This is a genomic window from Micromonospora echinofusca (assembly GCF_017614955.1).
Taxonomy (GTDB): Bacteria; Actinomycetota; Actinomycetes; order Mycobacteriales; family Micromonosporaceae; genus Micromonospora; species Micromonospora echinofusca_A.
Map to the genome: position 1 here is coordinate 1 of NZ_WVUH01000243.1, position 11,431 is coordinate 11,431.

Consider the following 11,431-nt stretch of genomic DNA (forward strand, 5'->3'; position numbering starts at 1 on the left):
GGGCCGGGGAGGCGGTCGAGGCGCCCCGGCCGCGTACCCGCGCCTACGACCTGGACGCCACCTGATCCACCCGCCCCGGGCCCGGGGTCAGCGACCGGCGGGCTTGAGCCCCAGCGGCTTGCCGACCAGCGACTCACGCCGTACGGCCAGCCGGTCGGCGACCTGACGCAGCGCCACCGCAGCCGGTGCGTCCGGCTCGGCGAGCACGATCGGCGTACCGCTGTCCCCGGCCTCGCGTACCCGGGTGTCCAGCGGGACCTGCCCGAGCAGCGGCACCTGGGCACCGACGACCTTGGTCAGCGACTCGGCGACGGTGGTCCCGCCACCGGCCCCGAAGACCTCCATCCGGGTGCCGTCCGGCAGTTCCAGCCACGACATGTTCTCGATGACCCCGACCAGCCGTTGGTGGGTCTGGAGGGCGATCGCCCCGGCCCGCTCGGCGACCTCCGCGGCGGCGGCCTGCGGGGTGGTCACCACCAGGATCTCCGCGTTGGGCAGCAGCTGGGCCAGCGAGATCGCCACGTCGCCGGTACCCGGCGGCAGGTCGAGCAGGAGGACGTCCAGCTCGCCCCAGTAGACGTCGGCGAGGAACTGCTGCAACGCCCGGTGCAGCATCGGCCCGCGCCAGACCACGGCGGCGTTGCCGGCGGTGAACATGCCGATGGAGATCACCTTCACGCCGTGCGCCTGCGGCGGCATGATCATGTCCTCGACCCGGGTGGGTCGACCGTCCGCACCGAGCATCCGGGGCACCGAGTGGCCGTAGATGTCCGCGTCCACCACGCCGACCGAGAGCCCCTTCGCGGCGAGTGCGGCGGCCAGGTTGACGGTCACGCTGGACTTGCCGACCCCGCCCTTCCCGCTGGCCACGGCGTACACCCGGGTCCGGGAGCCGGGCTGGGCGAACGGGATGACGGGCTCCTCGGTGGCGGCCCCGCCGCGCAGCTTCGCCTGGAGCGACTGCCGCTGCTCCGGGCTCATCACCCCGAACTCGATCTCCACCCCGGTGACCCCGGGCACGGCGCCCACGGCGGCGGTGATGTCGGCGCGCAGCTTCTCCTTGAGCGGGCAGCCGGCGACGGTGAGCAACAGCTCCACCCGTACCACGCCGTCGTCGCCGACCACGGCGGAGCGGACCATGCCGAGTTCGGTGATGGGCCGGCGGATCTCCGGATCGTCGACGGTGGCCAGGGCGGCCTGGACGGCGTCGTTGACGGTGCTGACGGGTGCTGACATGACGGCAATGCTACGTCGGGGCCGGTCACCCACCGGGCGGCAGAGGGGTCGGTGTGAGCCAATCGATGCGGCATTCGCGGCGAACCGTCGGGCTCGGCCCAACGAGAGGGAAATGCGGCTTTAGCCCTGGACGCCGTACCCTCCGGGTGCGACGATCGTCATGGTCGCCGCGCGCCTGGCCCCTTGAGGCGTGCGGCGACCCGCAGCGGCCCCCCGGAGCCCCTCAGCCCGGCCCGTCGCCGGCCAGATCGTCGCGGGGCTCGTCCAGGGTCCGTCCCGACCCGTCGGCGCCGCCGCTCTCCGCCGGCACCCGGTGCACCGGCCGGTCGTACTGGCGGCGCTCCAGCCGCTGCCGCCGCTGGTTCGCCTCGTCCAGTTCCTCCGCCAACCGGGCCAGCTCCGACCGGAGGAAGTCCCGGGTGGCGACCTCACCCATCGCGATCCGCAGCGCCGCGATCTCCCGGGCCAGGTACTCGGTGTCCGCCTTCTGGAGGGCGGCCCGCCGCCGGTCCTCCTCCAACGCGAGCCGGTCCCGGTCCGCCTGCCGGTTCTGCGCCAGCAGGATCAGCGGCGCCGCGTAGGACGCCTGCAACGACAGCATCAGGGTGAGGAACGTGAAGGTGTACGGGTCGAAGCGCAGGTCAGCCGGGGCGAGAGTGTTCCAGGCGAACCAGGCCAGGATCACCACCGTCATGTAGACGATGAAGTTGGCCGTACCCATGCCCCGGGCGATCCCCTCGGACCACCGCCCGAACGCCTCCGGATCGAAGCGGGGCAGGCGGAGCCGCCGGGGCTCGCGCGGCTGGTCCAGCCGGCCCGCCCGTCTCGGATCAGCCATCGACGCCCCCGGTCAGCGGCTCCCGACGGGACACCGGATGGCCGGTCGGGGCGCCCGCCGGGGACTCGCCGATACCCCGGGCCGGCGCGTCCCGGTCCCGCCAGTCCCGGGGCAGCGAATGGTCCAGCACGTCGTCCACGGTCACCGCGCCGACCAGCCGGTTCGCCGAGTCGATCACCGGCATGGCGACCAGGTCGTAGGTGGCCATCCGGCGGGTGATCTCCGGCAGCGGGGTGTCCGGCTGGAGCGGGTCGATGTCGTTGAGCACCACCCCGCCGAGCAGGTCCGCCGGCGGCTCCCGGAGCAGCCGCTGGAAGTGCACCATGCCGAGGTAGCGCCCGGTGGGGGTGGTCATCGGCGCCCGGGCGACGAAGACCTGCGCGGCCACCGCCGGGGAGAGCTGCGGTTCCCGGATCCGGGCCAGCGCCTCGGCGACGGTGGCGTCCGGCGGCAGGATCACCGGCTCGGAGGTCATCACGCTGCCGGCCGTACCCGGCGTGTACTTCAACAGCTGGCGGACCGGGTCGGCCTCGTCCGGTTCCATCAGGTCCAGCAGGACGTCCTGCTCGGGTGGAGGAAGCTCGTTGAGCAGGTCGGCGGCGTCGTCCGGATCCATCTCCTCCAGCACGTCGGCGGCACGTTCCCGGTCCAGCCCGGCGAGGATCTCCACCTGGTCGTGCTCCGGCAGTTCGCTGAGCACGTCGGCCAGGCGGGTGTTGTCCAGGGCCGCCGCCAACTCGTTGCGCCGGCTGTCCGGCAGGTCCTGCAACGCGTTCGCGAGGTCGGCCGGACGCATGTCCTCCAGCACGGCGAGCAGGTTGGCCGTACCCCGGGTGTCGCCCATCCCGCTCAGCCCGCGCACCTTCTCCCACTCGGCCTGGTGCAGGTGCCCCCGGCGGCCGAGCCGGCCGGTCTGCTCGCGTACCGCCACCCGGGTCAGCGACCACTCGCCACTGCGGCTGCGCTCCATCGCCACGTCGACCACGGTGCCCGACCTCCCGCCGGGCTCCACCTGCACCCGACGGTCCAGCAGGTCCGACAGGACCAGCAGCTCGTTCGGCCGCTTCTCGAACCGGCGCAGGTTGAGCGTGCCGGTCCCGAGCACCACCGCCTCCGGGTCGATGGAGATGATCCGGTTGATCGACAGGAAGATGCGCCGCCGCATCGGCATCTCCGCGACCAGCCCCACCACCTCCGGCGGCCGGTCGGTCGGGCGCAGCCGCGCCACCGCGTCCCGGACCCGGCCGACCTGGTCACCGTTGGGGTCGAAGACGGCGACGGAAGCGAGTCGGGCGATGTACACCCGGGTCGGCGTGCTCACAGGAACCAGCCTAAGCGCCTAGGGTTTATCAACATGTCGACCTTGTCCTACGAGATCGTGGACGTCTTCACCGACCGCCCGTTCGCCGGCAACCCGCTCGCCGTCGTGTTCGGCGCCGAAGGGCTGGCCGTCTCGCAGCTCCAGCAGCTCGCGGTGGAGTTCAACCTTTCCGAGACGGTCTTCGTCCTGCCGGCCACCCAGGCGGGGGCCACCTACCGGGCGAGGATCTTCTCCACCGTACGTGAGCTGCCGTTCGCCGGTCATCCGAGCGTCGGGGCGGCGGTCACCGCCACCCGCCGGGGACTCTTCGGCCCCGGTCAGGTGACCCAGGAGTGCGGTGCCGGCCTGCTGCCGGTACAGGTCGACGGGAACCGCGCCACCCTCACCGGCGGTGCCCCCACCCTCGGCCCCGAACTCGATCCCGAACCGCTGCTGGAGGTGGTCGGTCTGGCCGCCGCCGACCACAGCGGCCCCCCGCCCCGGGTGGCCGGCTGCGGACTGGAGTTCCCGTACCTGCCGGTCACGGCGGACGCGGTGGTCCGGGCGCGGTTGGACACGGCGGCTGCCGCCCGTTACGGAGTCGAGCATGTCAGCGTCTTCTCCTGGGAGCCGGTCGGGCAAACCGCACACGTCCGGGTCTTCGTGCCCGGCGAGGGGGTCTCGGAGGATCCGGCGACCGGATCGGCCGCCCTGGGCCTGGGGGTGTGGCTGGTCGCCAGTGGGCTGCTGCCCGGTGACGGGCGGTCGGAGTACCTGGTCCGGCAGGGCGTGGAGATCAACCGCCCGTCCGAGCTGACCTGCTCGGTGACCGTCCGCGACGGCGCGGTCCTGGGGGCGACGGTGGCCGGCGCGGTGGTACCGGTCGCCCGGGGGGAGATCGCCGTACCCCCGTTCGTGGGCTGACCGGTCGACGTCGGAGAGGATGCCCCCATGACGGACGAGCTGACCGAGCCGACGGCACCACTGGTGGAGGAGGCGGTCAAGAAGGCGGCGGTGGCCTGGGTGAGCGTCGCGGACGGCCCGCCGCTCGCCCTCTGGTGCGTACCCTCCGACGGCGCGCTCTACCTGGTCAGCGGCCCGGGCGAGCAGTCCGCGCCGGGGCTGGCCGCAGCGGAGACCGCGCAGGTGACCCTCCGGGGTGACCACGGCGGCCGGATCGTCACCTGGCCGGCCCGGGTCAGCCGGGTCCGGCCGGGCAGCGAGGAGTGGGCGGTGCAGGCCCCGTTGGTCGCCACCAAACGGCTCAACGCCCCGGGTAGCCCGGCCGAGCTGGTCGAACGCTGGATCGCCACCGACTGCGCGCTGAACCGGCTGACCCCCGCCGGTATCCCGACGGCCGGGGAGTCGCTACCGACGGACTCGCTCGCCGAACCGCCCCGGGACAGCCCGGCGGTCCGGGTCACCCGTCGGCCGTTCCGACTGCACCGGGTCCGCCGGCCCCGCTGACCGCTCGGTACGCCCGGTCGACCGCTCGGTACGCCCGGTCGGCCCCGCCGGGCGGCGACGCTCAGACCAGCTCCGGGGTGTGGTCGACCTCCGGGGTGTGGTCGACCAGGTCGACCACCTCGCTCAGCGAGTGCAGGACCGGGCCCCGCCAGGACCGGTCCACGTTGAAGGCCAGATGCCCGGCCAGGTCCGGGGCGGCGAGCTGGACGGCGGTCATCCCGGTCCGCTGCGCCCCGCTCAGCTCCTGACTGCCACCGTCACCGACGTAGAGGCAGTCGTCCGGGGCCACCCCGAGCCGGCCGCAGGCGGTCAGGTACATCGCCGGATCCGGTTTGCAGCGCCCCACCTCGACCGAGTACACCCGCGCGTCGAGCAGCGGCGCGACCGCCAACTTCGGCAGTACCGCCGGCAGTTCGTGGGTGCAGTCGCTGACCAGCGCGGTGCGTACGCCCCGGTCCCGCAGCCCGCGCAGGGCGGACACCGCGTCCGGACGCAACCGGGTGTCGGTCGCCACCGCCGCGTGCCGGGCGTCCACCGCCGCCCGCAGTTCCGCAGCCGACGGGTACGTCCCGACCTGCTCGCAAATCCAGCGCAGGGTGTCCTCCGGATCACCGAGCCGGCCGCTGGCGCGCAGGTAGTAGGACCGGTCGAGCAGGTCGGCCAGCAGGTCGGCGGGGCAGCCCAGCAGGCCGGCGACGGTGGCGTGCGCCGAGCTGCGTTGCACCGAGCGGGTGAGGGTACCGAAGAAGTCGAACAGGACCGCACGGTATGCGGGCATGGTGGAGCGCCTCCAGAGCGGGTGGGGGAGCACCGGCACGTGGACGTGATGATCGTAATGGGATGTTGACGTTCCGTGCTGTCCGGTGCTCTGTCAGGATTACGCCTCGTGCCCCCGCCCCAGCTCAGGCTGCCGCTCGATCCGCTGACCTCGACCGCGGTCGTCCTGGCGGTCGCCGCCGTCTCCTCCTCCGCCCCGCTGATCGCCTTCGCCGCCGCACCGGCGTTGGCGATCGCGTTCTGGCGCAACGCCCTCGCCGTGGCGGTGCTCGGGCCGTACTCGCTGGTCGGACGGCGGCATGAGTTCGCCGCGCTGCGGTACGACGCCGGGCGCCGGCAGGCCGGCTACAGCGTCCTGGCCGGGGTCGCCCTGGCCGTGCACTTCGCCACCTGGATGCCGAGTGCCCAGCTGACCTCGGTGGCCACCGCCGCCGGGCTGGTCGCCACCCAACCGGTCTGGCAGGGCCTGATCGCGCTCGGGCAGGGCCGGCGTCCCCCACCGGTGGTCTGGGCGGGTATCGGGCTCGCGGTGCTGGGCGCGCTGGTGGCCACCGGCGCGGACTTCCGGTCGGATCCCCGGGCGTTCCTCGGTGACCTGCTCGCTCTCGCCGGTGCCGCCGCCGCGGCCGGCTACACCGCCCTCGGCGAGCGGGCCCGGACCAGCCTGAGCACCACCACCTACACCACCATCTGTTACGGCGTGTGCGCGCTGCTCCTGCTGCTGGTCTGCCTGGTCGGCGGGGTACCGCTCACCGGCTTCGACGGGACCACCTGGCTGGCGATCCTCGGCCTGGTGGTCGGGGCCCAACTGCTCGGCCACTCGATGTTCAACTACGTGCTGCACCGGATGTCGGCGACCACGGTCAGCGTGCTGACCCTGCTGGAGGCGCCGGGTGCGGCCCTGATCGCCTGGCTCTGGCTGGACCAGGCGCCCCGGCCGTGGGCGCTGCCCGGTCTGGGGCTGCTGCTCGTCGGCGTGGCCGTGGTACTGATCGGCGGCGCCCGGGCCGGCCGCCGGACCGCCGCCGTGGCGGTACCGCCCGAGGCCGGTCCCCTGCCGGACCGGACCGGCTGACGGCCGGACCCTGCGGGAGCACCGCCGGACCGGACCGGCTGACGGCCGGTTTCCCGGAAACCGCCTGCCGACCGCCGGCCCGACGTGAACTGATGGGGGCGGCGGTACGGACGGCGGGATGACGGGATGGGGCGACAGGACCACGGACGATCGACAGGCCGACCGGCGGCTGACGGCGGGCCGGCCGGTGGGTCGGCGGCCGACCGGGTGGTCACCCCGTCGGCCGAGTTCCCGCCGTTGACCGACCAGGAGGTGCAGGCGCTGCGCCGGATCGGGGCGCAGTGGCGGACCGGGCGGGGCGGGGACAGCACGCTGCCCGTCGACCCGACCCTCGGCCGGTACCGGCACCCACCGGGGTCCACCCGCTTCGGCCGGCTCGCCCCGATCGAGATGTTCCGGGCCGACGAACCGGACGAACTGCTGGCCACCGGTACCGCGGCGGAACCCCGCTCCCGGCTCGGCTGCTGGTTGCTGCGGGCCCGGCAGTTCGTCCTCGGCCCGCCGCTGGTCAGCGCGGCGGTGCTCTACGAGCGGATGCGCAAGGTCGTGGCCTGGCCGGTGCTCTCCTCGGACCTGCTCTCCTCGGTCGCGTACGGACCGGAAGCCATGCTGACCGTGCTGCTGCTCGCCGGTACCGCCGCGCTCGGTCTCTCCCTGCCGCTGGCCGCCGCGCTGGTGGTGCTGATGCTGGCGGTCGGGCTCTCCTACCGGCAGACCATCGCGGCGTACCCGCACGGCGCCGGTTCCTATCTGGTGGCCGGCGACAACCTCGGTCACCGGGCCGGGCTGACCGCCGCCGCCGGGCTGATGCTCGACTACGTGCTCACGGTCTCGGTGTCGGTGGCCGCCGGGGTGCACGCGGTCACCTCCGCCCTGCCCGGCCTCACCCCGCTGACCGTGCCGCTCGGCCTGCTGGTGGTGGCGCTCCTGCTGGCCGGCAACCTGCGCGGGGTCCGGGCGGCCGGCAACCTCTTCGCCGTACCCACGTACGTCTTCCTCGTCTCGGTGGTGACGCTCCTCGTGGTCGGTTCCGTCCGGGCGGCGGAGCGGGGGTTCGTGCCACTGCCGGCACCGGACGTACCGGCTGTGCAGGGCCTCACCCTGCTGCTGGTGCTGCGCGCCTTCGCCTCCGGTGCGGTGTCGATGACCGGCATCGAGGCGGTCTCCAACGCGGTACCGGCGTTCCGGCCGCCCGAGTGGCGCAACGCGCGGACCACCCTGACCTGGATGGTCGGCACCCTGGTCGTGCTCTTCGCCGGACTGACCGTGCTGATCCACCTGTCCGGGCTGGTGCCCACCCCGGAGCGGACCCTGCTGGCCCAACTGGCCCGGCACACCTTCCCCACCGGCCCCTGGTACGCCCTGATCCAGACCGCCACCGCGCTGATCCTGCTGCTCGCCGCGAACACCGCGTTCAACGACTTCCCCCGGCTGCTCTTCTTCCTCGCCCGGGACGGGTACGCACCCCGCCGGTTCCTGCACATGGGGGACCGGCTCGCGTTCGGCAACGGGCTGGTCGCGCTGGCGGTCAGCGCCGGCACCATCTTCGCGGCCTTCGGCGGGCACACCGAATCGCTCATCCCGCTCTACGCGGTCGGCGTCTTCCTCGCGTTCACCCTGTCCCAGGTGGGGATGGTGGTGCACTGGCGTCGCCGCCGGGAGGGGCACTGGCGTCGCCGCCTGGCCGTCAACGCCGTCGGTGGCCTCGTCGCCGGGTTGGTACTGCTGACCGCTGCGGTCACCAAGTTCCGGGAGGGCGCCTGGGTGGTGGTCCTCGCCGTACCGCTGCTCGTCCTGACCGGTCTGCGGGTGCACCGGCACTACGACCGGCTGAACCGGGCGCTCGCCCCGCACCCGCCGGCCGTCGCCGAGGAGGCCGAAGAGTTGCCGCAGCAGGTGCGGCACCTGGTGGTGGTGCCGGTCGCCCGGCTCAACCTGGCGGCGCTGCGCGCCCTGGCGTACGCGGCGTCCCTCGGTCAGCCGACCTTCGCCGTGCACCTCGCACCCGAGGAGGCCGAGGCCGAACGGTTCCGGCAACAGTGGTCCGCCTGGGGCGACCACCTGCGGTTGGAGACCATCGTCTCGCCGTACCGGGCGGTGATCGGGCCGCTGGTCCGCTACCTGGAGGTACTGCACACCGCCCGGCCGGACCTGGCGCTCACCGTGATCGTCCCCGAGGTGGTGATCCGTCGGCGCTGGCAGCGACTGCTGCACAGCCGGACCGAGCACCGGCTGCGCCGGGCGCTGCGGGGCCTGCCGGGCGTGGTGGTCACCAGTGTGCCCGTGCACGCCCGGGACTGATCCCGCGCTGCCGGCCGCCGGGACAGCCGTCAGTCCGGCAGGTCGAGTGCCCGGAGGCTGGCCGCCCAGAGCCGGGCCGCCAGCGCCGGATCGGTGGCCTTCGGCAGCGGCCGGCGCAGCCGCCGGTCGAGGTAGTAACCCCCGTCGACCAGGCGGGACGGGGCCTGGGTGGCCAGCCAGACCAGGGTCTCCGCGCCCCGTTCCGGGGTACGCAGGAACGGCGCGAACCGCATGCCGAAAGCCACGATCCGGTTGTCGTTGGCGAACCGGGTGCGCACCACCCCGGGGTGGAAGCAGTACGACGGCAGGTCCGGCCAGCGCCGGGCCGCCTCGGCGGTGAACAGGATGTTCGCCTGCTTGCTGGTGCCGTACGCGGACATCGCCCGGTACCGGCGCAGCGGGGCGTTGAGGTCGTCCGGGTCGAGTGCCCCGCTGCGGTGCGCCCCGGAGGCGGTGTTGACGATCCGCCCCACCCGGTCGCGCAGCAGGTGACTCAACAGGAACGGCGCCAGGTGGTTGGCCTGGATGGTCAGCTCGTACCCGTCGACCGTGGTCACCGGGGCCAGCACGATCGCCCCGGCGTTGTTGGCGAGCACGTCGATCCGGTCGTACGCGTCGCGTAGTTCCCCGGCCAGCCGGCGCACGTCGTCGAGTACCGCGAAGTCGGCCCGGAACAGGTCCGGCCGCTCGCCGCTGGCCTCGCGTACCCGGTCCCCGGCGGCGGTGAGCCGGGCCGGGTCGCGCCCGACCAGCGTCACCCGGTCGCCCCGCCGCGCCAGCTCGACGGCGGCGGCCAGTCCGATACCCGAACTGGCCCCGGTCACGACCACCCGGCGGCGCCCAGTGAAATCTTCCACAGCCTCGTTCTCCCCGGTCATGGCGTGAGGTTACCGTGACGTCACCATCACCTTTGCGATCGTTAAGTCCGTCCCGGCTGTCCGGCGCGGACCCTGGAAGGAGCCGTCATGGCCGCAGTCGGGCGCCCCCGCCGGTCCTGCCTCGCCGTCCCCGGATCGAGCGTGAAGATGCTCGGCAAGGCCCAGGGGCTCCCCGCCGACCAGGTCTTCCTCGACCTAGAGGACGCGGTCGCACCGCTGGCCAAGCCGGACGCGCGGAAGAACATCGTGGCGGCGCTCAACGAGGGCGACTGGGCCGGCAAGACCCGGGTGGTCCGGGTCAACGACCTGACCACGCCGTGGACGTACCGGGACGTGATCGAGGTGGTGGAGGGGGCCGGCGCGAACCTCGACTGCATCATGCTGCCCAAGGTGCAGGACGCCGCGCAGGTGCAGTGGCTCGACCTGCTGCTGATCCAGATCGAGAAGACCCTCGGCCTGGAGGTCGGGCGGATCGGCATCGAGGCGCAGATCGAGAACGCCGCCGGGCTGGTCAACGTCGACGCGATCGCCGCCGCCTCGCCCCGGGTCGAGACGATCATCTTCGGCCCGGCCGACTTCATGGCCTCGATCAACATGAGGTCGCTGGTGGTCGGCGCCCTGATCCCGGACTATCCGGGCGACCCCTACCACTACATCCTGATGCGCATCCTGATGGCCGCCCGGATGCACGACAAGCAGGCGATCGACGGACCGTTCCTCCAGATCCGGGACACCGACGGGTTCCGCGAGGTGGCGAAGCGGTCGGCGGCGCTGGGCTTCGACGGCAAGTGGGTACTGCACCCGGGGCAGATCGACGCGGCCAACGAGGTGTACTCGCCCGCCCAGGCCGACTACGACCACGCCGAGCTGATCCTCGACGCGTACGAGTACTACACCTCGGAGGCGGGCGGGAAGCTCGGCGCGGTGATGCTCGGCGACGAGATGATCGACGAGGCGTCCCGCAAGATGGCGCTGGTGGTCGCCGCCAAGGGCCGGGCGGCCGGGATGACCCGCACGTCGACCTTCACCCCGCCGGCCGGCTGATCCTGCGCGGCGTGGTGCCGGGGCCCGGCTGCGGGCCCCGGAGCCACGCGGGGGCGCCCGTCCGGGCGCCGCTGGGTCGTCAGTCGGTGGTGCCGTAGCCGGTGTCGCTGTCGTAGCCGGACGTGTCCTGGTTGGCGATCCAGACGAAGAAGATCACCATCGCGATGGTGGCGAGCACCGCGATGACGGCGCAGATCCAGCCGATGATGATGCCGGCGAGCGCCATTCCGTCGCCGCTCTCGCCCTTCTCCTTCGCCCGCCGCTTGGCGACGTGGCCGAGGATCGCGCCGAGGATGCCGAGGTAGCCGCCGAGGCCGTAGAAACAGAGACCGACGAAGGAGACGATCGACACCACCATCGAGGCGATGGCCAGGCCGTTGGTCTGCGGGACGGGTGTGTAGCCGTACACCGGGTAGCCCGGCTGCGGGGCGTAACCGGCCGGCGCGTACGGGTCGGGGGTCGGCGCGACGGGTGCGCCGTAGCCCGGGGCGGGAGCCCCGTAGTCCGGTGCGGGG

At 73.3% G+C, this 11,431-nt stretch carries 11 protein-coding genes; 5 read left to right on the top strand and 6 right to left on the bottom strand.

The features are described 5' to 3' along the window. Positions 1-87 precede the first annotated feature (87 nt). The 3 genes from GSF22_RS23500 to GSF22_RS23510 all read right to left on the bottom strand — a co-directional run bounded on the left by GSF22_RS23500 (position 88) and on the right by GSF22_RS23510 (position 3,395). A complete protein-coding gene (locus tag GSF22_RS23500; protein WP_208815904.1) occupies positions 88-1,236 on the bottom strand; it encodes an Mrp/NBP35 family ATP-binding protein in 1,149 nt (382 codons plus the stop codon). A gap of 223 nt (positions 1,237-1,459) precedes the next feature. After that, positions 1,460-2,074, bottom strand: a complete 615-nt coding sequence (locus GSF22_RS23505) for a DUF1003 domain-containing protein (protein WP_208815905.1) — start codon at positions 2,072-2,074, stop codon at positions 1,460-1,462. Beyond that, complete coding sequence (locus GSF22_RS23510; RefSeq protein WP_208815906.1) at positions 2,067-3,395, bottom strand: magnesium transporter MgtE N-terminal domain-containing protein; 1,329 nt, start codon at positions 3,393-3,395, stop codon at positions 2,067-2,069. Before GSF22_RS23510 ends, GSF22_RS23505 begins: the two co-directional genes overlap by 8 nt. A gap of 33 nt (positions 3,396-3,428) precedes the next feature. Here GSF22_RS23510 and GSF22_RS23515 point away from each other — a divergent pair, with 33 nt between their 5' ends. Beyond that, positions 3,429-4,298 carry a PhzF family phenazine biosynthesis protein gene (locus GSF22_RS23515; RefSeq protein WP_208815907.1) on the top strand — a complete coding sequence of 290 codons (870 nt, stop codon included), beginning with the start codon at positions 3,429-3,431 and terminating at the stop codon, positions 4,296-4,298. Between the two features lie 27 nt (positions 4,299-4,325). Then, positions 4,326-4,841, top strand: coding sequence for a hypothetical protein (locus GSF22_RS23520; RefSeq protein ID WP_208815908.1), 516 nt, complete (start codon positions 4,326-4,328; stop codon positions 4,839-4,841). A 61-nt stretch (positions 4,842-4,902) separates the two neighbouring features. On the opposite strand, the gene GSF22_RS23525 is transcribed toward GSF22_RS23520, so the two are convergent. Next, positions 4,903-5,619: an HAD family hydrolase gene (locus GSF22_RS23525; protein WP_208815909.1), complete on the bottom strand. Its 717-nt coding sequence runs from the start codon at positions 5,617-5,619 to the stop codon at positions 4,903-4,905. A gap of 108 nt (positions 5,620-5,727) precedes the next feature. On the opposite strand from GSF22_RS23525, the gene GSF22_RS23530 reads away from it, so the two are divergent. Together GSF22_RS23530 and GSF22_RS23535 are read left to right on the top strand one after the other, a co-directional pair. After that, positions 5,728-6,693 carry a DMT family transporter gene (locus tag GSF22_RS23530; RefSeq protein ID WP_208815910.1) on the top strand — a complete coding sequence of 322 codons (966 nt, stop codon included), beginning with the start codon at positions 5,728-5,730 and terminating at the stop codon, positions 6,691-6,693. 126 nt (positions 6,694-6,819) lie between these two features. Further along, the gene (locus tag GSF22_RS23535; protein ID WP_208815911.1) at positions 6,820-8,994 is read left to right on the top strand and encodes an APC family permease; all 2,175 of its coding nucleotides are present in this window, start codon (positions 6,820-6,822) and stop codon (positions 8,992-8,994) included. A gap of 29 nt (positions 8,995-9,023) precedes the next feature. Here GSF22_RS23535 and GSF22_RS23540 read toward each other — a convergent pair whose 3' ends face one another. After that, positions 9,024-9,851 carry an SDR family NAD(P)-dependent oxidoreductase gene (locus GSF22_RS23540; RefSeq protein WP_208815912.1) on the bottom strand — a complete coding sequence of 276 codons (828 nt, stop codon included), beginning with the start codon at positions 9,849-9,851 and terminating at the stop codon, positions 9,024-9,026. Positions 9,852-9,959: 108 nt separating this feature from the next. Here GSF22_RS23540 and GSF22_RS23545 point away from each other — a divergent pair, with 108 nt between their 5' ends. Beyond that, the gene (locus GSF22_RS23545) at positions 9,960-10,916 is read left to right on the top strand and encodes an HpcH/HpaI aldolase/citrate lyase family protein (protein ID WP_208815913.1); all 957 of its coding nucleotides are present in this window, start codon (positions 9,960-9,962) and stop codon (positions 10,914-10,916) included. A gap of 79 nt (positions 10,917-10,995) precedes the next feature. On the opposite strand, the gene GSF22_RS23550 is transcribed toward GSF22_RS23545, so the two are convergent. Beyond that, positions 10,996-11,431: DUF4190 domain-containing protein (locus GSF22_RS23550; RefSeq protein ID WP_208815914.1), on the bottom strand; the 436-nt coding region annotated here is incomplete at its 5' end.

What these genes read in the sequence shown, in the direction of transcription:
- GSF22_RS23500 (WP_208815904.1), bottom strand. Translation starts at nt 1,236, where the DNA reads ATGTCAGCACCCGTCAGCACCGTCAACGACGCCGTCCAGGCCGCCCTG.
- GSF22_RS23515 (WP_208815907.1), top strand. Translation starts at nt 3,429, where the DNA reads ATGTCGACCTTGTCCTACGAGATCGTGGACGTCTTCACCGACCGCCCG.
- GSF22_RS23505 (WP_208815905.1), bottom strand. Translation starts at nt 2,074, where the DNA reads ATGGCTGATCCGAGACGGGCGGGCCGGCTGGACCAGCCGCGCGAGCCC.
- GSF22_RS23525 (WP_208815909.1), bottom strand. Translation starts at nt 5,619, where the DNA reads ATGCCCGCATACCGTGCGGTCCTGTTCGACTTCTTCGGTACCCTCACC.
- GSF22_RS23535 (WP_208815911.1), top strand. Translation starts at nt 6,820, where the DNA reads ATGGGGCGACAGGACCACGGACGATCGACAGGCCGACCGGCGGCTGAC.
- GSF22_RS23545 (WP_208815913.1), top strand. Translation starts at nt 9,960, where the DNA reads ATGGCCGCAGTCGGGCGCCCCCGCCGGTCCTGCCTCGCCGTCCCCGGA.
- GSF22_RS23520 (WP_208815908.1), top strand. Translation starts at nt 4,326, where the DNA reads ATGACGGACGAGCTGACCGAGCCGACGGCACCACTGGTGGAGGAGGCG.